The organism is Hydrogenophaga sp. RAC07 (assembly GCF_001713375.1).
GTDB lineage: Bacteria > Pseudomonadota > Gammaproteobacteria > Burkholderiales > Burkholderiaceae_C > Hydrogenophaga.
This window is the reverse complement of the sequence record NZ_CP016449.1, coordinates 3188636-3212439: the sequence shown is the minus strand read 5'-3', so window position 1 is coordinate 3212439 and position 23804 is coordinate 3188636. Positions and strand designations below refer to the sequence as shown.

The following is a 23804-nucleotide window of genomic DNA, read 5'->3' as shown; positions in this document are numbered from 1 at the left end:
TTTTTTTGATGTCGACCATGCTCCTTGCAGACAACACGGGTTTGGCGCCGTTGCGCGCCAGCGGTCCACTGAAAACGGCGCGCCGCATTGTGGTCAAGGTCGGTTCTTCGCTCGTGACCAACGAGGGTCGAGGTCTCGACGAGGAGGCGATTGGCCAGTGGAGCGAGCAACTCGCGGCCCTGGTCAAGGACGGTCGGGAGCTCATCATGGTGAGCAGTGGCGCGGTGGCCGAAGGCATGAAGCGCCTGGGCTGGACGGTGCGCCCCAAGGAGATCAACGAGCTGCAAGCCGCTGCCGCCGTCGGGCAGATGGGACTGGTCCAGATGTACGAGACCAAGCTGCGCGAGCACGGTGTGGGCAGCGCGCAGGTGCTGCTCACCCACGCCGATCTGGCCGACCGCGAACGCTATTTGAATGCCCGCTCAACCCTGCTGACTTTGCTGCAGCTGGGCGTGGTGCCGGTGATCAACGAGAACGACACGGTCGTCAACGACGAAATCAAGTTCGGTGACAACGACACCTTGGGCGCCCTCGTGGCCAACCTGGTGGAAGCCGATGTGCTCGTGATCCTCACGGACCAAAAGGGTCTGTACACGGCCGACCCGCGGCGTGATCCTGCTGCGCAATTCGTCCATGAAGCGCGTGCGGGGGACCCTCAGCTCGAAACCATGGCCGGTGGTGCGGGCAGCGGCATCGGCAAGGGCGGCATGATCACCAAGATCCTGGCGGCCAAGCGCGCGGCCGGGTCGGGCGCATCGACCGTGATCGCCTGGGGGCGCGAGCCGCAGGTGTTGATCCGCTTGTGCGAAGGCGAGGCCATCGGCACTTGCCTGGTGGCCAACACGCCGAAGAACCAGGCGCGCAAACGCTGGATGTCGGATCACTTGCAGCTGCGTGGTGCGGTGTTGGTCGATGACGGTGCTGTGGGCAAGATCGTGGGCGAGGGCAAGAGCCTGCTGCCGATCGGCATGACCAGCGTGGAAGGCGATTTCTCGCGTGGCGACGTGATCGCTGTGCGCGATGGTCGCGGCGTTGAAGTGGCGCGTGGGCTGGCGAACTACGCCAGTTCGGAAGCCCGACTGCTGTGTCGCAAATCGTCGGCAGACTTCGAGCGCTTGCTTGGTTATGCCGCAGAGCCCGAAATGATCCACCGCGACAACCTGGTGCTGGCGCGCGTCTGAGCGCTCAGACCTGCGTGCCGGTCAGCGGTTGTCGATGCGGTCGCTCTTCAAGGCCGCCAGGATCTTTTGGACATTCCCCGTGACGGTGCGGCCCTCGCACACACCCTGCCGCGCGAGGATCATGGCCGGGCGGGTGGGGCCCCTGAAAGACAGCGCCTTCCAGTCGGCGTCGGGGCTGGCGTTCCAGGTGCCTTTGTCGTTCAATCGTCCGTAGGTCTTGGTTTCCGCAGTCGCGCATCGGATGCCTTGGTACAGCACATTGAGTGCCCCGCTGCTGCTGCGTGCCACCATCACATAACGAACGACGCCGTCTTCTCCCACGGTCAGGGTGTTGGGGTCGATGCCATAGGTCAGCGCCGACGCCTTCATCACTTCGAAGGGGATGAGCGCCTCGGTGCTGAACGAGGCGGGTGGCGCGGCGGCCGCTTCGGTCCAGACCTTCTCGTCCGTGTATGACGTCTGAGCGTCTGCAAAAAACGGTGCGGTGCCGATCAGGGAAAAAGCCAGAGCCGACGTCATCGACTTCGGAAAGCGTCGGAACAAATCAATCATTTGAATGGGGAATTCACAGCGCGTTCATCGCTCTGGGGGTCGGGGTCAAAGCTGGCGCCCGGGGGCAGTTCCAGCCCCATGGGGGCACACAGGTGCGAAGGCATGTCGTCGCCGTCGTCGCGTTGTCGCATGCCACCGCGCAGGTAGCGGTTGCGGTGGTCGGAACGCGGCAGGTAGCGTGAGAGTTCGGTCAGCGCCATCTCATAGACGCCGCGTTTGAACTCGACCACCACATCCAGCGGCACCCAGTAATCGTGCCAGCGCCAGGCATCGAACTCCGGGTGGCTGGTGGCGCGCAGATTCAGGTTCCAGTCTTGCGCCACCAGGCGCAGCAGGTACCAGATCTGTTTCTGTCCTTTGTAATGACCGCGCGCATCCCGGCGGATGAAGCGGTCCGGCACTTCGTAGCGCAACCAGTCTCGCGTGCGGGCCACGATGTTCACGTGCTCGGGCATGAGGCCCACTTCCTCGTGCAACTCGCGGTACATCGCCTGCTCAGGTGTCTCGCCCCGGTCGATGCCACCTTGCGGAAACTGCCAGGAGTGGGACCGGATGCGTTTGCCCCAGAACACCTGGTTTCGCTGGTTGAGCAGAATGATGCCGACATTGGGCCTGAAGCCTTCTCTGTCAAGCATAATCAACCCCAAATTTTTAAACTGTGTTCATTATGCATCGCGCCGTGCGAGTTGCGAAGTGATCACACACCTGTTGCATCTCCGGGCACAGGTGGAACATCCCGGCGTCGGGTGTTCTGTCCACCGGGCCCCACCCACGATTTTCCAACCACTGCCCGCCGGCAGAATCAAGCTCGCCCATGAAAGCCTCCCAGTTCTTCATCTCGACCCAGAAGGAAGCCCCTGCCGACGCCGAAGTGGTGAGCCACCAGCTCATGACACGCGCCGGCATGATCAAGAAACTCGGCGCCGGCATTTACAGCTACATGCCCATGGGCTTGCGCGTGATCCAGAAGGTGGAAGCCATCGTGCGCGAGGAGATGAACCGCGCCGGCGCGGTGGAGCTCACCATGCCGGTGATCCAGCCGGCCGAGCTGTGGCAGGAGACGGGCCGGTTCGAGAAGATGGGCCCGGAGTTGCTGCGCATCAAGGACCGGCACGACCGCGACTTCATCGTGCAGCCCACCAGTGAAGAGGTGGTGACCGACATCGCGCGTCAGGAACTGCGCAGCTACAAACAGCTGCCGAAAAATTTCTACCAGATACAGACCAAGTTTCGCGACGAGCGCCGGCCGCGTTTCGGTCTGATGCGCGGGCGTGAATTCATCATGAAGGACGCCTACAGCTTCGACCGCGACGAAGCGGCGGCCAAGGCGAGCTACCAGGTGATGGCCGCGGCCTACCGCCGCATCTTCGACCGCTTTGGTTTGCGCTACCGCGCTGTGGCGGCCGACAGCGGTGCCATCGGCGGTGACCTGAGCGAAGAGTTCCAGGTGATCGCGGCCACGGGCGAAGACGCCATCGTGTACTGCCCGAACAGCGACTACGCGGCCAACATGGAAAAGGCCGAATCGGCGGCGCCCAGCGCGTCGCGCCCTGCGGCGGCCAACGCCATGACCAGGACGCCCACACCGGGCAAGAGCACCTGCGCCGATGTGGCCGCGCTGCTGGGCGTGCCCCTTGCGACCACGGTGAAGTCGCTGGTGCTGGCCACCGACACGCTCAACGAAGCGGGTGAGGACGCGCAGAGCCAGGTGTGGCTGCTGCTGCTGCGCGGCGACCACGACATGAACGAGGTCAAGGTGAACAAGGTGCCGGGGCTGAACGCCGGTTTCCGTTTCGCCAGCATTCCCGAGATCGAAGAACACTTCGGCTGCCGCCCCGGGTACCTGGGCCCGATCGGCTTGAAGAAACCGGTGAAGCTGGTGGTGGACCGCGAAGTGGCCGTGATGGCCGACTGGATCTGTGGCGCCAACGAGCCCGACTTCCACATGACCGGTGTGAACTGGAGCCGTGATCTGCCGGAGCCCGATCTGGTGGCCGACCTGCGCAACGTGGTGGAGGGCGACGCATCGCCCGACGGTCAGGGCCAGCTCGCCATCGAGCGTGGCATCGAGGTGGGCCACGTGTTCTACCTGGGCACCAAATACAGCAAGGCAATGAGCGCCACCTTCCTCGGTGAAGACGGCAAACCCGCGCACTTCGAGATGGGTTGTTACGGCATCGGCATCACGCGCCTGCCGGCCGCAGCCATTGAGCAAAACCACGACGAACGCGGCATCATCTGGCCCGACGCTCTGGCGCCATTCACGGTGGTGGTGTGTCCCATCGGCATGGACCGCAGCCCCGAGGTGAAGGCCGCAGCCGAACAACTGCACGCCGATCTGCTGGCGGCCGGCGTCGATGTCATCCTGGACGACCGGGGCGAGCGCCCGGGCGCCATGTTCGCCGACTGGGAACTCATCGGTGTGCCGCACCGCGTGACCATCGGCGACCGGGGCTTGAAGACCGGGCAGGTGGAGTACCAGCACCGCCGCGATGCCGCCGCCACGCAGGTGGCCCTGGCCGACGTGCTTGCCTTGCTGAAGGGCAAGCTCGGCGCATGAAGCCCATGGCCTGGTCGCGCCGCGACTGTCTGCTGGGGGCAGCGTCGCTGGGTCTGGGCACCTGGCCCACCTGGGGGCACGCAGGAGGTCAGCTCGAGGAACCTTTGGCCGACTCCGTGCGCGGTGCGCTGAGCGCCGCCATTGCCAACAGCGCGCCGCCGGTGCCCGAGTTTGCCGACATGGAAAAGCGCCTGGCCTACCTGCGCTGGCTGGGCACCAGCAGCGACCGGCTGCAGCGCCGCAAGGCCGACTTTCAAACGCGCATCGAGTTCCTGCAGACCGTCTGGTACGAAACGCGTCGCGCTGGCCTGGACACCACCATGGTGCTCGGTTTGATCCAGGTGGAGAGTGCTTTCCGCAAGTTCGCCATCTCGCGCGTGGGTGCGCGCGGCTACATGCAGATCATGCCGTTCTGGTCGCGCCTCATCGGCGACGGTGACCCGAGCCGACTCTTCAACATGCAGACCAACCTGCGTTTTGGCTGCGTGATCCTGCGCCACTACCTCGACCGCGAGCGCGGCGACACCTTCATGGCGCTGGGCCGTTACAACGGCAGCCGCGGCAGGGCCGAGTACCCGAATGCGGTGTACGCAGCCGCCAAGAACTGGACGCACCCAGACGCCTGACAGCGGTGCCCCGGGGCGGTTTCGGCTGAAAACTACAATCGAGGGTTGCGCACACCGGTGCCCAACCCTCTTTTCACTCATGACCCAAGCCCACACAACCGACTCCAGCGCTCCGGCGCACGACGACAACCAGCTGATCGCGGAGCGCCGCGAGAAGCTCAAGGCGATGCGCGAAGCGCAGCAGCGGGGCGAGGGCGTGGCTTTTCCGAACGACTTCAAGCCCACCGACAAGGCGGCCGGGTTGTTCGCGGTGCACAGCGAGACCACCAAGGAAGTGCTCGAGGCCAACCCGGTGCGCGCGTGCGTGGCTGGTCGCATGATGCTCAAGCGCGTGATGGGCAAGGCCAGCTTTGCCACGCTGCAGGACGCCTCGTTCGGCCCCAGCGGAGGCCGCATCCAGATCTACCTGAACAACGACAGCGTGGGCGAGGCCCTGCACAACGCGTTCAAACACTGGGATCTGGGCGACATCGTGGCGGCCGAGGGCGTGCTGTTCCGCACCCGTACCGGTGAGCTCACGATCCACGCCGACAGCGTTCGCCTCATCACCAAGAGCCTGCGTCCGCTGCCCGACAAGTTCCACGGCATCGCCGATCAGGAAATCAAGTACCGCCAGCGTTACGTGGACCTCATGACCGACGAGAGCGCGCGCCAGCGCTTCGTCAACCGCAGCCGTGGCATCACCAGCCTGCGTGGTTTCATGGTCAGCCACGGGTTCCTCGAAGTCGAGACGCCGATGCTGCACCCGATCCCGGGGGGCGCCAACGCCAAGCCGTTCAAGACGCACCACAACGCGCTCGACCAGGAAATGTTCCTGCGCATCGCGCCCGAGCTCTACCTCAAGCGCTTGCTGGTCGGTGGTTTCGATCGCGTGTTCGAGATCAACCGCAACTTCCGCAACGAAGGCATCAGCGTTCGCCACAACCCCGAGTTCACCATGATGGAGTTCTACGCGGCGTACTGGAATTACCAGGACCTGATGAGCTTCACCGAAGAACTCATTCGCCACGTGGTGCGCGAAGTGCGCGGCGATGTGCCGCTGACCTACCAGGGCCAGCCGGTGGATGTGAGCTCGCCGTTCGAGCGGCTCACCATTCGCCAGGCCATCCTCAAGCACACCGAGGCGGGCGACAACGTGGACAGCATGGAGTGGTTGTTGAACCAGCTGAAGAAGCTGGGTCTGAGCGAGGCCAAACACCAGCTCTCCACGCGCAGTCTGGCCAGCCTGCAGGTGATGTACTTTGAAGAGAAGGTCGAGGACAAGCTCTGGAACCCGACCTTCATCATGGACCACCCCACCGAGATTTCCCCGCTGGCGCGCGCCAACGATGCGAATCCCGAGGTCACCGAGCGCTTTGAGCTCTACATCACCGGCCGCGAGTTCGGCAACGCGTTCTCGGAGCTCAACGACGCCGAAGACCAGGCCGCACGCTTTCATGGGCAGGTGTCGGCCAAGGACGGTGGCGACGACGAGGCCATGCACTTCGACGCCGACTACATCCGCGCGCTCGAATACGGCATGCCGCCGGCCGGTGGCTGTGGCATCGGCATTGACCGTTTGATGATGTTGCTGACCGACAGCGCCAGCATCCGCGACGTGATCTTGTTCCCCGCGCTGAGACGCGAGCACTGAGCCCCCACGCTCCCCCGCTGCGCGAGGTCCGCTGCCCCCCACGGGGGCTGATTCGCCTTGGGAGCGGCCCGGCGGCGAATCGTCGCACCGATCAGAAGTTGAGCTTCAGGATGGTCCTGCGGCCGTCCTGACGCAGTGCGTCCAGGCCGCTGCCCAGCCAGTCCAGGTGGGCCTGGGCGTTGCTCTCCAGGTCGGCGCCGCTGGCCGCGTCGGGCAGCAGGGCCAGCACCACCTTGAACTTGAGGGTCGTGCCCACCGGCAACTGATTGGAGGGACGAAGCCCCCCCGCCACGATGCTGGTGGCGGCGGCCACCACCTGCGCTTCGCGCACCGGTCCTTCCATCAGAAGTGCCAGCGTGCTGTCGTTGACGCGGCCCGCGGTGTCCACGTCGCGTGCCACCGATCGCAGCAGCGAACCCGTGAGCACCAGGGCCCGGTCGGCCACCTCGCGACCGTGGGTCTCGGCAAACCAGCCGTGGTTGTCCAGGTCGATCAGCAGCAGTGCGCTGTGGTGCTGGTAGCGCTGCGCGCGCACCAGGCTCTCGTGCAGGCGCAGCATGAAGTTGTGGCGGTTGGTCAGGCCGGTGAGCGGTTCGGTCAGTGCCAGTGCGCGTGCCCGTGCCTGAGCCTCGTGCTGCACCGATGAGCGCTGCAGCAGGCCGTAAATCAGCAGTGGCGCTTCGATCGCAGCGGCCAGCACCATGCCGTATTGCGAAAGAAACCCCGAAGACAGCAGACCGAAGTTGCGCAGCACCGGCAGCGTGCCGGCCAGGAGCACCGGCAGGATGCCCAGCGCGATCCAGCGCACCCAGCGATCGCCCGTGCGCCAGGCGGCCCACAGCATCGCGTACACCAGGGCCATGGTCAGCGCCCCGACCACGGTGAGGGCCTGCAGGCTGGTGGCGGTGGGGCGCACCACGTCCCAGGCGGTGAGCGCCAGAAACACGCCGGCCAGGGTGAGTGCCATGCGGTCCAGGCCCCGGCCGATGCGCCGCGGCTGCACCACATGCCGCACGAACAGCAGTCCGGTGACGGCGGTCAGTGGCAGCAACACGAATTCGGCCAGACCGTTCCAACGCGGCCAGCCCGGCCAGATGAACTGCCCGCCGACCCCCAGCGAAGCCGCGAGCGCCAGCGCCAGCACCGTCACATACACCGCATAGGCCGCAAAGCTGGTGTCGCGGAACACAAAGGCGTTGGCCACCGCCGTGGCCACCAGCAGCAAGGCCATGCCGAAATAGGCGCCCAGCAAAAACTGCTGCTGGATGCGCAGCTCGCGCAAGGCGTTGTGGTTGTGCACCAGCAACTCGCCCGAAAACGGCACGCGGGCGTGTTCGATGCGCACCCAGTAGGTCACGGTCTGCCCGGCCTGCGGGTCGAGGGCGAACACCGGGTAACGGTCGGGATAGGCCCAGTCGCGCACAGCGATGCGGTCGCCCGCGTGCTGTGATCGCCAGTTGCCGTCGGCACGGCGGTGGAACAGGCTCACGCGGTCGGTGCCCGAGTGCGTGAGCTCCAGTTCCCACTGCGCGCCGGTGTCTTGTACCCGCGCGTCAAAACGCACCCACAGCACAGCGCCCGGGCTCAACTGCAGGCGGTTGCCCCGGTCGCGCAGCCTGAACGGCAATGCGGCTTGTTGTTTCTCCAGCTGGTCCACGGTCAGCAGTCCAGCCGTGTCGACCCAGTAGCTGCTGCGCCCGGCCAGGCTGAGGGTGCTTTTGCCGCCATCGAGCAACAGAGGGGAGGGCTGCGGCCCGGATTGGGCGTGTGCCCCGTGGAGCGACAACAGCAAAGCGCACAGGGCACAGAGACGGACAAGGAAGGTCACGGGATGGGCGGACAAATGTGCAACAGCGGGATCACGCTATTGTGTCTTGCACGGCTGACAGCTTGGCTGCCGGTGGCCCCAAATCGGTGCGTGACGGGCGGAAAAAAACCCCGGATGCCAAGGCAGCCGGGGTTGGCGCAGACGGTGGCGTCCGCGCTCAAGCGTAAGCGGCCAGCGCCTTGCGCATCTTTTTCATGGCCGCCACTTCGATCTGGCGCACACGCTCGGCGCTCACGCCGTATTCGGCCGCCAGCTCGTGCAGCGTCATGCCACCCGAGCCGTCGTCATTCACCTTGAGCCAGCGCTCGCTCACGATGCGGCGCGAGCGGTCGTCGAGTTCGCTCATGGCCTGGGCCACGCCTTCGGTGGCCAGGGCGTCGCGCTCGGCCGATTCCAGCACCGCGGTGGGTTCGTGGGTGGCGTCGGCCAGGTAGGCGATGGGGCCGAAGGCGTCTTCGCCGTCGTCGCCGGGGCCCGGGTCCAGCACCACGTCGCCGCCGGAGAGCCGCGTCTCCATCTCGCGCACTTCTTCCGGCTTCACGTTGAGTTCTTTGGCCATGATGCCGACTTCAACATCGCTCAGCACCTCGCGGTGGGTGTCGCCGTCCAGCGCGTCGGAGCGGAAACCCTGCTTGCGCGAGCGCAGGTTGAAGAACAGCTTGCGCTGTGCCTTGGTCGTGGCCAGCTTGACCATGCGGCAGTTCTTCAACACGTATTCGTGGATTTCGGCCTTGATCCAGTGCATGGCGTAGCTCACCAGACGCACGCCCTGGTCCGGGTCGAAGCGTTTCACGGCCTTCATCAGGCCCACATTGCCCTCCTGGATCAGGTCGCCGTGGGGCAGGCCGTAGCCCAGGTATTGGCGGGCAATGGACACCACCAGACGCAGGTGCGACATGACCAGCTGGCCGGCGGCCTCCAGGTCGTTGTCGTCGCGCAGGCGGCGCGCGGCCTTCTGCTCTTCGTCCAGCGTCAGCAGCGGCAGGCGGTTGACCGCGGAAATGTAGGCGTCCAGGTTGCCGAGCGGCGGCACCAGCGCCCAGGGATTCGCAACAGCGACCTGGCCACTGGCAGCGGCGGAAATGGGGGCAAGTGAGTGGGACATGAAGAACCTCCTCGGGTAAGTACCAAGAATATTAGCACTCTCTATGAGTGAGTGCTAAGGGCGAAGTTCCATGCCCTTGGCGATTCAAGAACTTGGCAAAACGGACGATGCAGTGACAAGACCGGCGGTACCGCCCGTCGTTTCCAATTCAACCGGTGACCCATGAAACTCAACGACATCAAGGTCGGCAGCCGCCTGGCCATTTCCTTCGGCCTGGTCCTGCTCATCACCGCGCTCATGGCCGGTATCGGCGTCTGGCGCCTGCAGGAGCTTTCCAGCACCACGCGCCAGTTGGCCACCGAAGACAACGAAAAGCTGCAACTGGCCGCGCGCTGGCGCCAGACCATCGATCTCAACTGGGTGCGCACCCGCGCCGCCATCCTGGATTCGGACACCAGCCGCATCGCAGCCTGGCAGGCCGACATGGACAAGACCTCGCAAGTCACGCTGGCTTCGCGCAAACGCATGATCGAATTGGTGCAGTCCGAAGAAGGCAAGCAGTTGCTCGCCGGTATCGATGCTGCGCGTGAGGCCTACCGCACGCCCCGCGCCAACCTGCTCAAGGCGCGCATGGCGGGTGAAGACGTGAGCGCCGCGCTGGATCGCGACCTCCGCCCCCTGGCCGATGCGTACCTGAATTCGATTTCCAAGCTGGAAGAGCGTCAGCAAGGCATTTACGACGCCACGCTGAATGACGCCGAAGTCAAGGCCGCCAACGGCCGCAACATCCTGATGGCGGGCGGCGTGCTGGCGCTGCTGCTGGGCGCTGCTGCTGCTTTCGTGCTGAGCCGCTCCATCACCGTGCCGCTGCGCCAGGCCGCCGAGAGCGCGCGCCAGATAGCCGCCGGCGACCTCACGCAAGCCATCGACACCTCGGGCCGCGACGAAGCTGCACAGCTGCTGCAAGCCCTCAAAGGCATGCAGGACAGCCTGGCCCGCGTGGTCTCCAATGTGCGCGGCAACGCCGAAGGCGTGGCCTCGGCCAGCGCTGAAATTTCGCAAGGCAACAACGACCTGTCGGCCCGCACCGAGCAGCAGGCCAGCGCACTCGAGGAAACCGCCGCCTCCATGGAGCAACTGAGCTCCACCGTGCGCCAGAACGCCGACAACGCCCAGCAGGCCAACCAGCTCGCGCAGAGCGCGTCCACCGTGGCCACCCAGGGCGGCAACGTGGTGGCCCAGGTGGTCGACACCATGAAGGGCATCAACGACAGCAGCAAGAAGATCGCCGACATCATCAGCGTGATCGACGGCATCGCCTTCCAGACCAACATCCTGGCGCTGAACGCGGCCGTGGAAGCCGCGCGCGCCGGCGAACAGGGCCGCGGTTTTGCGGTGGTGGCCGGCGAGGTGCGCAACCTCGCGCAGCGCAGCGCCGAAGCTGCCAAGGAAATCAAGGGCCTGATCAACGCCAGCGTGGACCGCGTGGCGCAAGGCACCGCCCTGGTGGACCGCGCAGGTGTGACCATGGCCGAAGTCGTCAGCTCCATCCAGCGCGTGACAGACATCATGGGCGAGATCAGCTCGGCCAGCGTCGAACAAAGCTCGGGTGTGGCGCAGGTGGGCGAAGCCGTGACGCAGATGGACCAGGCCACGCAGCAAAACGCCGCGCTGGTGGAGGAAAGCGCCGCAGCCGCCTCCAGCCTCAAGGCCCAGGCCGAGCAGATGGTGCACGCCGTGGCGGTGTTCAAGCTGCACCACGCCTGATTCCCCGCGCCGGGCAGCCCGGCGCCCGGGGCGAGTACACCTGCATGCAGCGGTGGGGATCAACACCCACTACAGTTCAGGCCCTCACTCCGGACCGCCCAAGGAACGCCCATGCCCCGCCCCCTGCTCGACGAAACCGCCATCCACCCCGCCATCCGGCAGAAGGTGGCCAACCTCCACGCCGACCTGCTGCGCCAGGCCCAGGCCGAGGTGGCCGGCAACGCCGTGATGGTGTTCGGCATGTCGGGCAACCCCTGGGTGGGCAAGGCCCGCAAGGCACTCGACGCCGCCGGTGTGGCCCACGGTTACCTGGAGATCGGCAGCTACTTTTCGCAGTGGCGCCGGCGCAATGCCTTGAAGATGTGGACCGGCTGGCCCACCTTTCCCATGGTGTTCGTGCGCGGCGTGCTGGTGGGCGGTGCTGAAGACGTGGCCCGGCTCATCGAAACGGGCGAACTGAAAAAGCTGCTGAGCGCATGAAGGCGCAGGCCGAAGTCTGGCGTTGCGACGCGGGTGGCGCCTCGGTGGCGGTCCTCAACATCCCCGGCTCGCTGGAACGCCACCGCACCTTCGACGTGGACGTGACGCTGGTGGTGCGCGTGCCTCAGCCGCTGGCGCTCTCCTGGCATGCGTTGACGGTGGAGCTCGACGGCCAACAGAAATGGACCCGGCGCATCGCCAGCAACAGCCCCGGCCAGACCGACGGGCTGGACTACCACTGCCGCATCGAGCTTCCCACCGGACGGGCCTTGCGCATCCGCGCGGTGGCGGCGGCTTCGGGTTCGGTGGTGCGCCAGCTCGTGGTGGAAGCGCGCGAAGAACTGCCCGGCGCGTGAAGTCCGGCGCCTTGGCCATGTGTTCACAAAGACGGTGACTGTGTGAGCGCTGGTCGAAAGACCTTGCGCCCGGGCCAGGCCACCCCAAAAGGGGGTCGACCAAAGCGACCGAGAGCCTTTATGCTCGCGCCGTTGAGAAATGCCCGAGCGGAGAATTCCTTATGCGTCAAAGCGCTGCCGGGAATTTGATGGCGCACTTTCACCGGTGTGCCTGTCTGCTTCGGGAACGGTCATGAACCCTTTTGCAGGTTTTGAACATGAACAATTCGTCGTGCGCGCCGCGCCGGGGCATCCCTCTGGCGTTGTGGTTTCTTCTTCTGGTGGCCACGTCGTGGCTCGGCGCTTGCGGCGGCCCGGCCGATGCGCAAGGCGGCCCGCCCCAGGCCCCGCCGGTGAGCGTGGCACCTGCGGTGGCCCGCACGGTGTCCGACAGCGAAACCTTCAGTGGCCGGCTGGAAGCGGCCGAGTACGTTGAATTGCGCCCCCGCGTGGGCGGTGTGGTGGACAAGGTCCACTTCACCGATGGCGCGCTGGTGTCCAAAGGCCAGCTGCTTTTCACCATCGACCCGCGTCCCTTCCAGGCCGAGGTGGCCCGGGCCGAGTCTCAACTGGCCGCCGCCCGCTCGCGCGCCGAGCTGGCCACCCTGGAGGTGACCCGCGCGCAAAAGCTGCTCGACGCCAAAGCCGTCTCGCGGCAGGAATTCGACCAGCTCTCGTCGAGCTCGCGCACCACCGACGCCGACATCAAGGCCGCGCAAGCCGCCGTGCGCGTGGCGCAGCTCAACCTGTCTTACACCACCGTGCGCGCGCCCATTGCCGGGCGCGCCTCGCGAGCCAACATCACGGCTGGCAACCTGGTCAACGAACAGAGTGTGCTCACGAGCATTGCCGGTGTGTCGCGCGTGCACGCCTACTTTGACGGCAGCGAACAGACCTTTCTGCGCATCCGTTCGGCCAACGAAAAAACGCCCGCTGTGCGCATGGGCCTGGCCAACGAAGACGGCTTTCCGCACCTGGGCACGCTCGACTTTGTGGACAACCGTCTCAACCCGCAGACCGGTGCCATCCGCCTGCGCGCCACTTTCGACAACAACCAAGGCCAATTCGTGCCAGGCCTCGCCGCGCGCCTGACCATGGCCACCAGCGCGCCTTATGCGGCGGTCCTGGTGCCCGAGCGCGCCATCGGCACCGACCAGAGCAAGAAGTTCGTGGTGGTGGTGGGGGCCGACGGCCAGCCGCAGTTCCGCGGTGTGCAGCTTGGCACCCTGCAGGGCGGCATGCGCGTGGTGGGCGGCGGCCAGATCAAGGCCGGCGAGAACGTGGTGGTGGACGGCCTGCAGCGCATCATTCCGGGTGTGCCGGTGGCGCCGCAGGTGCTGAAGGTGGACGCACAGGGCATGCCCGTTCCGGCCACGCCTGCCCCGCAAGCCCCGGCGCCCGCCAACTGAGCGGAGCGCCACCATGGACATCTCACGCTTCTTCATCGACCGGCCGCGCTTTGCCGGTGTGCTTTCCATCTTCATCTTCCTTGTCGGCACGCTGGCCATCTTCCAGTTGCCGCTCTCGGAATACCCCGAGGTCGCGCCACCCCAGATCGTGGTGCGCGCGCAGTTCCCCGGCGCCAACCCGCGCGTGATCAGCGAGACCGTGGCCACGCCGCTCGAAGAACAGATCAGCGGCATCGAGAACCTGCTGTACTTTGATTCGCAGGCCACCGCCGACGGCGCCATGACGCTCACCGTCACCTTCAAGATCGGCACCAGCCCCGAGGCCGCCGAAACCGCGGTACAGAACCGCATCAACCGCGCACTGCCGCGCCTGCCCGAGATCGTGCGTCAGATCGGCGTGACCACCGAGAAGAGCAGCCCCAACCTGACCATGGTGGTGCACCTGGTGAGCCCGGACAACAGCCGCGACGCGCTCTATTTGCGCAACTACGGCCAGCTCAATGTGCGCGACGATCTGCTGCGCATCCCGGGCATGGGATCGGTGCTGTTGTTTGGCGCGGGCGACTACGCCATGCGCATCTGGCTCGACCCCACCAAGCTCGCCGCGCGCGGCCTCACCACCGCCGAGGTGGTGGCCGCCATCCGCGAGCAGAACGCGCAGGTGGCCGCCGGCACCGTGGGCGCACCGCCCGCGCCCACCGGCACCGAGTTCCAGCTCGCGGTGAACACGCAAGGCCGGCTGACCACCGAAGAGCAGTTCGCCGACATCATCATCCGCGCCGAGCCCGCCACCGGCGGCATGATCCGCATCCGCGACATCGGCCGGGTGGAGCTCTCGGCCGGTAGCTACGCGCTGCGCAGCCTGCTCAACAACAAGGAAGCCGCGGCCATCGCGGTGTTCCAGGCGCCGGGCTCGAACGCGCTGGCCTTGTCGAACAAGGTGCGCGAGACCATGGAGCGGCTGAAGGCGAACTTTCCGCCCGGCATGAGCTACAGCATCGTTTACGACCCCACGCGCTTCGTGCAGACCTCCATTGAAAAAGTGGTGATCACGCTGCTCGAAGCCATTGCGCTCGTGGTGCTGGTGGTCATCATCTTTCTGCAGACCTGGCGCGCGTCCATCATCCCGTTGCTGGCGGTGCCGGTGTCCATCGTCGGGACGTTTGCGTTCCTGTTGCTGCTGGGCTATTCCATCAACACGCTCACGTTGTTCGGCCTGGTGCTGGCCATCGGCATCGTGGTGGACGACGCCATCGTGGTGGTGGAGAACGTGGAGCGCAACATCGAAGGCGGGCTCTCGCCGCACGAGGCCACGGTCAAGGCCATGCAGGAGGTGTCGGGCCCCATCATCGCCATTGCGCTGGTGCTGTGCGCGGTGTTCGTGCCGCTGGCCTTTGTGCCCGGCCTCACCGGGCAGTTTTACAAACAGTTTGCCGTGACCATCGCCATCAGCACGGTGATCTCGGCCTTCAATTCGCTCACGCTCAGCCCCGCGCTCTCGGCCCTGCTGCTGCGCCCGCACGACGCACCCAAAGACTGCCTCATGCGCGGCATGGACAAGGTGCTCGGGGGATTCTTTGCCTGGTTCAACCGCGTGTTCCACCGCGCCAGCGAAGGCTACGGCCAGCGCGTGGGCGGCATGGTGCGGCGCAAGTCGGCCGCGCTCATCGTTTACGCCGTGTTGCTGGGCGTCATGGCGGTGCTGTTTGCGCGCATCCCGGCCGGCTTCGTGCCCGCGCCCGACAAGCAGTACCTCATCGGCATTGCGCAGCTGCCCGCGGGTGCTTCCATCGACCGCACCGACGCGGTGATCCGCGAGATGAGCGACATCGCGCTCAAGGTGCCGGGCATCATCGATTCGGTGGCGTTCCCCGGCCTCTCCATTGCCGGCTTCTCGGCCGCGCCCAACGAAGGCATCGTGTTCTTCGGCCTCGCGCCGTTTGAAGATCGCACCACGCCCGACCTGAGCAAGGGCGCGATCCTCGGGCAGGTGAACGGCGCGATCCAGCAGATCCAGGGTGCGCGCATGTTCGTGGTGCCGCCACCCGCGGTGGACGGCCTGGGCAACGCCGGCGGCTTCAAGCTGCAGGTGCAGGACCGCGGCGGCCTGGGCGAGCAGGCGTTGTATGGCGCGGTGTGGGGCACGCTGGGGCAGGTCTACGGCAACCCGAAGTCGAGCATCGGCACGCCGTATTCGGGCTACGACATCAACGTGCCGCAGCTCTACGCCAACGTGGACCGCACGCGCGCCAAGCAGATGGGCATCAACCTCGCCGACATCTACGACACCATGCAGGTCAACTTGGGCTCGCTCTACGTGAACGACTTCACCCAGTTCGGCAAGACCTACCAGGTGGTGGTGCAGGCCGACGCGCCGTTTCGCAACAACGCCGAAGCCATCACCAACCTGAAGACCCGCAACGCCGCCGGCGAGATGGTGCCGCTGGGTGCGCTCATGACGGTGGAGCCCACCTTCGGCCCCACGCGCGTGACGCGCTACAACGGCTTCCCCTCGGCCGACATCAACGGCGCGGCCAACCCCGGTTTCTCCGCCAGCCAGGCCGAAGGCGAGATCGAAGACCTGCTCAAGAAAACGCTGCCGCGCGGCATGAGCTACGAGTGGACCGAACTCAGCTACCAGGACCGCCTGACGCGCGACATCACATTGCCCGGCACACAGACCCAGGTGCCCATCCTCGCGGCGGTGCTGGCCATTTCGGTGCTGCTCGTCATATTGGTGCTGGCCGCGCAATACGAGAGTTGGAGCCTGCCCATGGTGATCGTGCTCATCGTGCCCATGGGGATCCTGTCGGCGCTGTTTGGTGTGTGGCTCTCCAGCTTTCCGCCGTTCATGCAGCCCGGGGACCTGAACATCTTCACGCAGGTGGCACTCGTCGTGCTGGTCGGGCTGGCGTGCAAGAACGCCATCCTGATCGTGGAGTTTGCAAAAGACCTTGAGGAAGCCGGCGAAGAGATGTTTGCCGCCGTCGTGCACGCCTGCCGCATGCGCCTGCGCCCCATCCTCATGACGTCGATTGCCTTTTGCGCCGGTGTGATCCCGCTTATCCTGGGCAGCGGCGCCGGCAGCGAAATGCGCCGGGCCATGGGCATTGCGGTGTTCTCCGGCATGCTGGGTGTGACGTTGTTCGGCATCTTTCTCACGCCGGTGTTTTATGCGCTCTTGCGCAGCCGCCGCCGAGCGCGCCGCAGCGGAACCGCACCGCAGGTGGCCGTGCAGGGAGTCCGCCATGAATAAGCGTTTTGCCTTCTCTGTGCTGTTCACCGCAGCGCTCGCCGCTTGCAGCGCCGTGGGCCCCGACTACCAGCGCCCCGCCGCCGTGGCAGACGCGCGCTTCATCAGCGCCGGCGCCACCGCCGTGAACACCCAGGCGCCCGCCGCCGACATTGCCACCTTCTGGCGCGGCTTCAACGACGCGCAGCTGAGCGCCCTGATCGAGCGCGCCCTGCAAGCCAACGGCGACGTGCGCATGGCCCAGGCCCGCCTGCAGGAAGCCCGCGCCAACCAGGGCGAGGCCGACGCCGCCGGCCTGCCCGGCGTGGGCATCGACACCAGTGTGGAGCGCTCCGTGCGCCCCATCACCCAGCAGCCCGGCACCACCCGCAGCGCGCGCACCGGCACGGCCTATGACGCAAGCTTTGTCGCCAACTGGGAGATCGACCTCTTTGGTGGCGTGCGCCGCAGCCGCGAAGCCGCCGCCGCGCGCGTGAGCGCCAGCGAGGCCGGGCTGAACGCGGCCCACACCGCGGTGGCCGCCGAGGTGGCGCGTTACTACCTGGAACTGCGCGGCCTGCAAGAGCGCCTGCGCGTGACCGAGGCCAGCCTGGTGAACCAGCGCGACGCGCTGGGCATCACCAACGCCCGCGTGGACAACGGCCGCGGCACCCAGCTCGACCTGGCGCGCGCCCGCGGCCTGGTGGCCAACACCGAAGCCGCCGTGCCCGCGCTGCAGAGCGCTGTTGAGCGCAGCGTGTTCCGCCTGGCCACGCTCACCGCGCAAACACCGCGCAGCCTGTTGGCGGAACTCGCCGCACCCGCGCCGTTGCCCGGCCTGCCCGTGACCGACCTGGCCACGCTGCCCGTGGGCACGACCGAGCAGTGGCTGCAACGCCGCCCCGACCTGATGGCCGCGGAACGCGAACTCGCCGCCGCCACCGCCAACATCGGCGTGGCCACCGCCGCGCTGTACCCGCGCCTCTCGCTCTCGGGCCTGCTCGGCCTGAATGCCGCGCGCATCGGTGATTTGAACGACAGCCAGTCGGCCCGCTACGCATTGGGTGCCGGCATCAGCTGGACCCCGTTCGACTTTGGCGCCATCCGCTCACGCATCCGCGCCAGCGAGGCCCGCGCCCAACAAAGCCTGGCCAGCTTCGAGCAGACCGTGGCGGTGGCGCTGGAAGAAACCGAAGGCGCCTTCAGCAGCTACAGCCGCAGCGCACAACGCGCGGAAAGGTTGGACGTGGCCGTCCGCAACGCCGAAGAAGCCGCCGGCCTGGCCCGGCTGCGTTACGACGCGGGGGTGACCGACTTCCTGGCCGTGCTCGACGCGGAGCGCGAAGTGCTCAACACGCGGGACCAGTTGGTGCAGGCCCAGGTGGGCACAGCGACTGCGTTGGTCACGGTGTACCGGGCCCTGGGCGGCGGGTGGACGCCACCGCCCGCAACGGCCACCACGGTGGGCAAAGCGCCGTGAAAAATGCGCCGGTGCGTGTGGGCGCAAAACCACCCTTTTGCTGCATTACGCAAATGTAATTCTGAGAGTTGGGGGCTCGTTAAAAATCATAGCAACGACTTGCATGGTGCAAGGCATGAGGGCCACAAGCCCTGCATTTTTTCTCGGAGCACCCCCCATGAAAAAGAGCCTTATCGCTCTGGCCGTTCTGGCCACCACCGGCGCCGCATTCGCGCAATCTTCCGTCACCCTCTACGGCCGCATCGACAGCTCGGTCGGCTCGTCCAAAATCGGCGCGCCTGGCCAGGCCACCAGCACCACGCAAATGTTCAGCGGCAGCCTCACATCCACCCGTTGAGGCGTGCGTGGCACCGAAGACCTCGGCGGCGGCCTCAAGGCCATCTTTGCGCTGGAGCAGGGCTTTGACTCCACCGACGGCACCCAGGCCGCCGGCAGCGCGTTCAACCGCATGTCCATCGTTGGCTTGAGCGGCGGTTTCGGCGCGGTCAAGTTCGGCCGCCACGACACCTCGTTCGACGACATCCGCGACCTGAGCGTCAGTGCCAACATCTTCGACTCGGGCACCTTCGCCACCACCGAAGGCGTTGTGGGCACCACGGGCTACCTGGGTGTTGGCCAACTGGCCGACTACGGCGACCGCGCCAGCAACCAGATCCGCTACGAGTCGCCTTCGTTCGCTGGTTTCTCGGCCGGCGTCAGCTACGGTCTGGACGAACAAGCTGCGCCTGTGGACAGCGACGTGACCGCCTTCAACCTGCGCTACAAGGCAGGCAACCTGGACGTGGGCTACGGCTACCAGGAAAACGCCAACCAGCTGGCAGCCAGCAACCTCGAATACAACACCGTGGGCGCCGCCTACAACTTCGGCAGCTTCCGCCTCTCCGGCGGCTGGAACCAGGTCAAGAACGAGGCATCGCGCAAGTCGGACAGCTACAGCATCGGCGCCATCGTGCCGGTCGGCGCATTCGATCTGTCGATGGGCTACAGCACCGCCAAGGCCAAGCAGGGCAGCGCCACCTTTGAAAAGGGTGACGCATTCTCCGCAGCCGTGGCGTACAACCTGTCCAAGCGCACCCGCGTGTACGCAGGCCTGACCACCGGCGACATCGAAGACGCAGCGGGCACCAAAGTGCGCGAGCGCGAGGTGTATGCCCTGGGTCTGGCCCACACCTTCTGATTTCCAAGCCAACTCGAGTCTCCAAGGCTTGTTCATACCCACCGCTCGCAAGGGCGGTGGGTTTTTTTATGGGTGAGACCAAAGCGCCAAGCCGCAGAGGGGCAGGTTGGGGTGGGCGGCGAGGAGTACGCTGTGGACCATTCATTTGTCCATCAGGAATTCATCATGGAAAAGTCATTCCACCGCTTCACGGACCTCTTCGCCCAACTTGGCCTGGCGTCCGACCCCGCGTCCATCGAAGCCTTTCTGCGCAACCACTCACCGCTGCCCGACGACGTGCGCCTGGCCGACGCGCCGTTCTGGACCGCCTCACAAAGCGCGCTGCTGCGCGAGGAGATCCAGGAAGACGCGGATTGGGCGGAGGTGGTGGATCAGTTGAATGCGGCTTTGCGGGGGCCGGTGGCTTGAGTTGGTTCCGATAGCGCGGAGTCGGATCAACTGCGCATGGCTACCCAAACAAGCCCTTAACTTTGAGGAGCTGAACAGCCGCAGTGCAGCGTGAGCCGTCGGACAAGCTCGTGCGTCGAACGTACCCTGTGCGGCACGTTGCAGTCGTTCAGACCCTCGCAATTCGGCACGACTGCTTGCTTGCGGAGGCTCCTCGTGTTCTATGACCAACACTCCAACTGAGCCGAAAACCTGGCGTAGTGAAGTATTGGCAGGCTTAGCGGCGGGAACACCTTGCTGGACCTGTGGCCACTAGGGGTCAATCTTGCTCCAACCGGCAGTGGGACTGCTTGCCGTTGTCTTGTGCAACATCTCCAAGACCTCAGCTCGACTGACTAGCTGCCCCTTTACAACTGGATCTTCTGTAAGGCGGCGAATGAAGTACTGCCTGCCAGACTCACTTAGCGAATAGGTTCCGTCTTTATGTTTGACGAGTCGTTCAGAATCTAGATGCGTTTTGTAGTTAGTAATGAACTTGGAGATATCGAATCGCTCGCCAGCCATGAGCCCAGTTGCCTCCAGAATTGCCTGCATGTATGCACGCATATCTCGCGAGTTCGCAGAAGGTGGGGTAGTCAGCTTGTACAGAACGCGCATCTGTCCTCTCCTTGATATGAGCTGGCTGTACTCTTGAGTCGACAAGAGGTCTTGGCTACCGGCGCGCGTTGGTTGCTTAAGGCTTCCACGTACTACTCGGCAAATGCCAAGCTACGAAACCCCCAGGCAGCACCGCACACTCCCAAGAAGAACAAGAGTAGTGAAGTCCACCCTAGGATCCACGGCACCTTGGCCCGATCGTCGACTACCCCGTTGTCGAGAACGTGAAGGTGGTTCCAGGTAATCTCGCTTCGCCAATACCGGTCCATGTTGAGATTCCAGTTGTCGATCAAGGTCTGCGCCTTGTGAACCATGAAAGCATGGGCGAAGCCTATCAGCACCACCCCTACAACGAACACCCCAAGCACCCAATACGGCCATTGCAGCTTCGCTATGTCTGACCGCGCGCCGATGAAGGCGAGCATGCCAGCGGCAGCACCTCCGTTAACCCCAAGCAAGTAGGACCAGACCGCCGAGCTGTAAGTGTTCAATAGGCCATTGAGCTGATGAAAACGGTCGTCGTAGTGCTTCGAGCGAAGTTGTTGCAACCACTCGGGTGTATCGCGATGCAGATCGCTCATGCCTTGTTCCTTCAATTGTTTTGGTCAACATTTTTTATGGTCATGCGCGCGTCTCGCACACGCCATGATGTGACGGCTGGGGACGACGGATGTCCGTCAGCGCCTGTTCTTCGCTAGTACCGCCTTGCGCCATGTCTCAAGGTCGTTCAAATCGGTTGTCATGTCGGCAGGCTCAGGTATGGGAATGTTGGCCTCCGGCGCCCCGTCGTGCCCGGTGTAGTTCGAGCACTTCGTCATGCCCGCCATCACGGGGGCTACGTCGTCGGGAGCCACTGATACCTTGCCCAGCCCAAGGGTCGATACGCCTCGTTGGAAGCGCTGCACCACCTTGTTGAACAACACCTCCTCAACGCCTCGCTCCCAGGCCATGCGCAGGTCGCTGTAAAAATCGCGAGCATGCAAGGTGTAGCTCTGGTCATTCGCCTTCCTTAGCCGCTCACAATTGACCTGTTTGTTCCGCAGCAGTCCGACGCGGTCTTTGGTGGCCGATCCAGCGAATGGAAGGCTCGCATCGGCCACGCCGAAGCCCTCCGCTGTTTTCGTGAGTGTCAACGCCATCGGAGCCATCCCCGCCACCGCGTTCTCAGCCATCAGCGTGCTCAGGAAGAAGATGTCGTGTGTAAAGCAACCACCTGGCGCTCCTGAGCCTCTAACGCAAGGCGCTTCGCGACGCGCTCGCGCCGAACGTGGTCCAGGGATGAGACGGGGTCGTCGAAAACGATGCCGCCAGAACCTTTTCCAAGCCGAACCTCCGCCAAGAAAGACGCCAGTGCGATAGCGCGCTGCTCGCCCTCGCTGAGCACGTCCGCCGGAGAGCCGCCTCCGTCGGTCTCAAGGACTAGCTTGAAGGTGGTCTTGGCCCTGGCAGAACTGGGCCGCATAGCGACCTTGATGTCTTGGACGCCCAGCGTCCGGAGCTCCGCAGTGAGGGCTTCCGCCACTTCATGACTGGCCATCGTACTGGTCAGGTCGGTCGATTTGCGCGAGATCGCAGTGGTGGCCGTCGCAGCTACACACTGGCCCAGAGTTGCAGCCAGCTTGAATGCTTCGATGGCGTGAAGTACCGCATCCTTGAGGGCGAACAGTTCCTGGCGGGCACGCAACTCAGCGTATTCCTTTTCCATCTCCGCACGTTCTTTCAGAACCATCGACTCTTCGAGCGTCACCGCTTGCTGCCGCAAACGTCCGGCAAGGGTCCGCAAGCCAGCGGTGGGGCTATCGGAGAGCGCGGGCAGGGCATCCCACGGCTGACCTGCGTTTGGAGTCGCCGCCTTGATGATCGCGTCGCGTCTTGCGACCGCAGCGGGCTGCAGATCGCCACACGCCTGGACAAGGCCGGGGAGATCGTCCAGATCGTGTCGAAGGGCTTCGTCGAACAGTAGATCCATGGGCGCGTCCCTGGCCTCCCGGAAGGCGCCCTCCGCTGCCGCGCGCGCGGCGGTGGCCAGGCTCGCGGCTTCACCCTTAACGAAATCATCGAACGCGGCTAGGCGTGCTGCGCCGTCCTTGCCTATAGCGTTTTGGCAGAGCGGACAACGGTCCTCCGCGCCAAGGTGAGGAAAACTGCACACGGGAGGCGAGACCGCGCAGAAGTCGCGTGCCGCTCTGAACATCGCGCCCCATTGCTCGCCGAATGTCCCCTCCAAGGCGTCGAGAGCCTGGAACTTCTTCGCTGCCGCTTCTGCAATTGCCTTGGCGATACCGGAACTCTTGATCAAGGCGCGCAGCGCGAAGGCCTTTTGATCAGATAGCGCCTCCTCCATCTTGGCCGCGCGGTTCGCGAGGCTCTCCACCCGCGACGCCCTTGCGCGCAATTCGGCTGCCCGCTTCTTCGGGTCAGCCTCGGCGAGCGTCTTTGCGAGTAGCTCGGTGCGCTCCGTCTCGTCTTGCGTCATGTCAGCGAGACGATCGACATCTTGCTTGCCAGTCCTGGCCGAGAGCCCGGCGACAAGCCGCCCAGCCTCGGTAGGACTTTGAGCGAGACGCTGGAACGGCAGCAAGTTGGGCTGGTAGGCCTGTAGTTCCTTCGCCGCCCGTTCCTTTAGCGCGCCACAAACCTCGGCAAGGCCGGCCAGGATATCGAGGCCATAGGGCGCATAGGCGAAGTCGCCGTGGTTGTCTACGTAGGCCCGGGCGCAGGCTGAATCGAAGATAGCGATGGAGGAAAGCTCGATCGGCGCTGCGACACCTTCGGCCCAGGCGAACTCGGCGGGCGTGCCGCCCACGAGGGCGTCAAACTTGGCCGAAGGCGCTTCGCGCTTGGCCTTAGGCAGGTAGACGTTGCCGTGAATCTTCTCGGACTGGTCCCTCGCCCGGCACGCCTGCTTCAACACTCGCGAGTAGCCCGACTTGCCGACGCCGTTGTCGCCATAGATGACCGTGAGGCCTGCAGGAGCGATCGGGAGAGTCTTGCCTGCCGCGAGCGCGTTAACGCCGCGCAGATCCCTGATGGCGGTGAGCTGCACAGCGCCAGCCTTTACATGCGGAGCGGCGACTTGCTCGGGAGTGAGGATCCGGGCCTGCCTGTTTTGGGGATCAGCGATACCCTTGCTAGCCTTCAGCAGGGCGTACATATCGTCCAAGTCGGCAGCGGTCGGAGTTGGGCGCTCGTAGAGAACTGCGATGGCATGGCGCTGCCATGCTGGTAGGCCTTCTGACCATTTTTGAATCGCCGCTAGGATCGTCATCGCGAATCTCCTCCGCTCAATAGTTTGGATGGGATGCTACGACACACTGCGGGATTGAGGCGGAAGCGGCTCAGTGCCGTAAGCCGCCATTAACTTGGGTCTGCAAACGGCCGCTATGGGCGCACTA

At 65.1% G+C, this 23804-nt stretch carries 18 protein-coding genes and 1 pseudogene; 12 read left to right on the top strand and 7 right to left on the bottom strand.

Features of this window, described 5'->3' with window-relative positions:
• Window positions 1–17 precede the first annotated feature (17 nt).
• Entirely contained in the window at window positions 18–1181 is a 1164-nt protein-coding gene (gene proB, locus BSY239_RS15020; RefSeq protein ID WP_442905804.1) for a glutamate 5-kinase, read from the top strand.
• 21 nt (window positions 1182–1202) lie between these two features.
• On the opposite strand, the gene BSY239_RS15015 is transcribed toward proB, so the two are convergent.
• Together BSY239_RS15015 and BSY239_RS15010 are read right to left on the bottom strand one after the other, a co-directional pair.
• A complete protein-coding gene (locus BSY239_RS15015) occupies window positions 1203–1733 on the bottom strand; it encodes a CNP1-like family protein (RefSeq protein WP_069047501.1) in 531 nt (176 codons plus the stop codon).
• The gene (locus tag BSY239_RS15010; RefSeq protein WP_069047500.1) at window positions 1730–2368 is read right to left on the bottom strand and encodes an RNA pyrophosphohydrolase; all 639 of its coding nucleotides are present in this window, start codon (window positions 2366–2368) and stop codon (window positions 1730–1732) included. The genes BSY239_RS15015 and BSY239_RS15010 overlap by 4 nt, the downstream gene beginning before the upstream one ends.
• A 179-nt stretch (window positions 2369–2547) precedes the next feature.
• Here BSY239_RS15010 and BSY239_RS15005 point away from each other — a divergent pair, with 179 nt between their 5' ends.
• The 3 genes from BSY239_RS15005 to lysS all read left to right on the top strand — a co-directional run bounded on the left by BSY239_RS15005 (window position 2548) and on the right by lysS (window position 6552).
• The gene (locus BSY239_RS15005; protein ID WP_069047499.1) at window positions 2548–4293 is read left to right on the top strand and encodes a proline--tRNA ligase; all 1746 of its coding nucleotides are present in this window, start codon (window positions 2548–2550) and stop codon (window positions 4291–4293) included.
• Complete coding sequence (locus tag BSY239_RS15000) at window positions 4290–4919, top strand: lytic transglycosylase domain-containing protein (RefSeq protein WP_069047498.1); 630 nt, start codon at window positions 4290–4292, stop codon at window positions 4917–4919. Before BSY239_RS15005 ends, BSY239_RS15000 begins: the two co-directional genes overlap by 4 nt.
• A gap of 79 nt (window positions 4920–4998) precedes the next feature.
• Window positions 4999–6552 (top strand): lysine--tRNA ligase, encoded by a 1554-nt coding sequence (lysS, locus tag BSY239_RS14995; protein ID WP_069047497.1) that lies wholly within the window; start codon window positions 4999–5001, stop codon window positions 6550–6552.
• A 91-nt stretch (window positions 6553–6643) separates the two neighbouring features.
• Here the strand turns inward: lysS and BSY239_RS14990 are convergent, their stop codons facing one another.
• Window positions 6644–8380 (bottom strand): 7TM diverse intracellular signaling domain-containing protein, encoded by a 1737-nt coding sequence (locus BSY239_RS14990; RefSeq protein ID WP_172823116.1) that lies wholly within the window; start codon window positions 8378–8380, stop codon window positions 6644–6646.
• Window positions 8381–8537: 157 nt separating this feature from the next.
• Window positions 8538–9485, bottom strand: a complete 948-nt coding sequence (gene rpoH / locus BSY239_RS14985) for an RNA polymerase sigma factor RpoH (protein WP_069047495.1) — start codon at window positions 9483–9485, stop codon at window positions 8538–8540.
• 162 nt (window positions 9486–9647) lie between these two features.
• On the opposite strand from rpoH, the gene BSY239_RS14980 reads away from it, so the two are divergent.
• From BSY239_RS14980 to BSY239_RS14940, 8 genes and pseudogenes are all read left to right on the top strand, one after another.
• Window positions 9648–11192 carry a methyl-accepting chemotaxis protein gene (locus tag BSY239_RS14980; RefSeq protein ID WP_069047494.1) on the top strand — a complete coding sequence of 515 codons (1545 nt, stop codon included), beginning with the start codon at window positions 9648–9650 and terminating at the stop codon, window positions 11190–11192.
• Window positions 11193–11303: 111 nt separating this feature from the next.
• Window positions 11304–11672: a glutaredoxin domain-containing protein gene (locus tag BSY239_RS14975; protein ID WP_069047493.1), complete on the top strand. Its 369-nt coding sequence runs from the start codon at window positions 11304–11306 to the stop codon at window positions 11670–11672.
• The gene (locus BSY239_RS14970) at window positions 11669–12028 is read left to right on the top strand and encodes a hypothetical protein (protein ID WP_069047492.1); all 360 of its coding nucleotides are present in this window, start codon (window positions 11669–11671) and stop codon (window positions 12026–12028) included. Before BSY239_RS14975 ends, BSY239_RS14970 begins: the two co-directional genes overlap by 4 nt.
• A 257-nt stretch (window positions 12029–12285) precedes the next feature.
• On the top strand, window positions 12286–13476 hold the full coding sequence (locus BSY239_RS14965) for an efflux RND transporter periplasmic adaptor subunit (protein WP_069047491.1): 1191 nt from the start codon (window positions 12286–12288) through the stop codon (window positions 13474–13476).
• A gap of 13 nt (window positions 13477–13489) precedes the next feature.
• On the top strand, window positions 13490–16732 hold the full coding sequence (locus tag BSY239_RS14960; protein ID WP_069047490.1) for an efflux RND transporter permease subunit: 3243 nt from the start codon (window positions 13490–13492) through the stop codon (window positions 16730–16732).
• Window positions 16725–18188 (top strand): efflux transporter outer membrane subunit, encoded by a 1464-nt coding sequence (locus BSY239_RS14955; RefSeq protein ID WP_069047489.1) that lies wholly within the window; start codon window positions 16725–16727, stop codon window positions 18186–18188. Before BSY239_RS14960 ends, BSY239_RS14955 begins: the two co-directional genes overlap by 8 nt.
• Before the next feature lie 103 nt (window positions 18189–18291).
• Window positions 18292–19365, top strand: a pseudogene (locus BSY239_RS14945) (porin).
• A 165-nt stretch (window positions 19366–19530) separates the two neighbouring features.
• Window positions 19531–19773, top strand: a complete 243-nt coding sequence (locus tag BSY239_RS14940; RefSeq protein WP_069049008.1) for a DUF2789 domain-containing protein — start codon at window positions 19531–19533, stop codon at window positions 19771–19773.
• A 728-nt stretch (window positions 19774–20501) separates the two neighbouring features.
• On the opposite strand, the gene BSY239_RS14935 is transcribed toward BSY239_RS14940, so the two are convergent.
• The 3 genes from BSY239_RS14935 to BSY239_RS14930 all read right to left on the bottom strand — a co-directional run bounded on the left by BSY239_RS14935 (window position 20502) and on the right by BSY239_RS14930 (window position 23677).
• Window positions 20502–20990: a hypothetical protein gene (locus BSY239_RS14935; RefSeq protein ID WP_069047486.1), complete on the bottom strand. Its 489-nt coding sequence runs from the start codon at window positions 20988–20990 to the stop codon at window positions 20502–20504.
• Between the two features lie 96 nt (window positions 20991–21086).
• Window positions 21087–21581: a hypothetical protein gene (locus BSY239_RS22160; protein ID WP_083240001.1), complete on the bottom strand. Its 495-nt coding sequence runs from the start codon at window positions 21579–21581 to the stop codon at window positions 21087–21089.
• Window positions 21582–21589: 8 nt separating this feature from the next.
• A complete protein-coding gene (locus BSY239_RS14930) occupies window positions 21590–23677 on the bottom strand; it encodes an AAA family ATPase (protein WP_083240000.1) in 2088 nt (695 codons plus the stop codon).
• Between the last annotated feature and the right edge of the window lie 127 nt (window positions 23678–23804).

What these genes read in the sequence shown, in the direction of transcription:
- proB (WP_442905804.1), top strand. Translation starts at nt 18, where the DNA reads ATGCTCCTTGCAGACAACACGGGTTTGGCGCCGTTGCGCGCCAGCGGT.
- BSY239_RS15015 (WP_069047501.1), bottom strand. Translation starts at nt 1,733, where the DNA reads ATGATTGATTTGTTCCGACGCTTTCCGAAGTCGATGACGTCGGCTCTG.
- BSY239_RS15010 (WP_069047500.1), bottom strand. Translation starts at nt 2,368, where the DNA reads ATGCTTGACAGAGAAGGCTTCAGGCCCAATGTCGGCATCATTCTGCTC.
- BSY239_RS15005 (WP_069047499.1), top strand. Translation starts at nt 2,548, where the DNA reads ATGAAAGCCTCCCAGTTCTTCATCTCGACCCAGAAGGAAGCCCCTGCC.
- BSY239_RS15000 (WP_069047498.1), top strand. Translation starts at nt 4,290, where the DNA reads ATGAAGCCCATGGCCTGGTCGCGCCGCGACTGTCTGCTGGGGGCAGCG.
- lysS (WP_069047497.1), top strand. Translation starts at nt 4,999, where the DNA reads ATGACCCAAGCCCACACAACCGACTCCAGCGCTCCGGCGCACGACGAC.
- rpoH (WP_069047495.1), bottom strand. Translation starts at nt 9,485, where the DNA reads ATGTCCCACTCACTTGCCCCCATTTCCGCCGCTGCCAGTGGCCAGGTC.
- BSY239_RS14980 (WP_069047494.1), top strand. Translation starts at nt 9,648, where the DNA reads ATGAAACTCAACGACATCAAGGTCGGCAGCCGCCTGGCCATTTCCTTC.
- BSY239_RS14975 (WP_069047493.1), top strand. Translation starts at nt 11,304, where the DNA reads ATGCCCCGCCCCCTGCTCGACGAAACCGCCATCCACCCCGCCATCCGG.
- BSY239_RS14970 (WP_069047492.1), top strand. Translation starts at nt 11,669, where the DNA reads ATGAAGGCGCAGGCCGAAGTCTGGCGTTGCGACGCGGGTGGCGCCTCG.
- BSY239_RS14965 (WP_069047491.1), top strand. Translation starts at nt 12,286, where the DNA reads ATGAACAATTCGTCGTGCGCGCCGCGCCGGGGCATCCCTCTGGCGTTG.
- BSY239_RS14960 (WP_069047490.1), top strand. Translation starts at nt 13,490, where the DNA reads ATGGACATCTCACGCTTCTTCATCGACCGGCCGCGCTTTGCCGGTGTG.
- BSY239_RS14955 (WP_069047489.1), top strand. Translation starts at nt 16,725, where the DNA reads ATGAATAAGCGTTTTGCCTTCTCTGTGCTGTTCACCGCAGCGCTCGCC.
- BSY239_RS14940 (WP_069049008.1), top strand. Translation starts at nt 19,531, where the DNA reads ATGGAAAAGTCATTCCACCGCTTCACGGACCTCTTCGCCCAACTTGGC.
- BSY239_RS14935 (WP_069047486.1), bottom strand. Translation starts at nt 20,990, where the DNA reads ATGAGCGATCTGCATCGCGATACACCCGAGTGGTTGCAACAACTTCGC.
- BSY239_RS22160 (WP_083240001.1), bottom strand. Translation starts at nt 21,581, where the DNA reads ATGGCTGAGAACGCGGTGGCGGGGATGGCTCCGATGGCGTTGACACTC.
- BSY239_RS14930 (WP_083240000.1), bottom strand. Translation starts at nt 23,677, where the DNA reads ATGACGATCCTAGCGGCGATTCAAAAATGGTCAGAAGGCCTACCAGCA.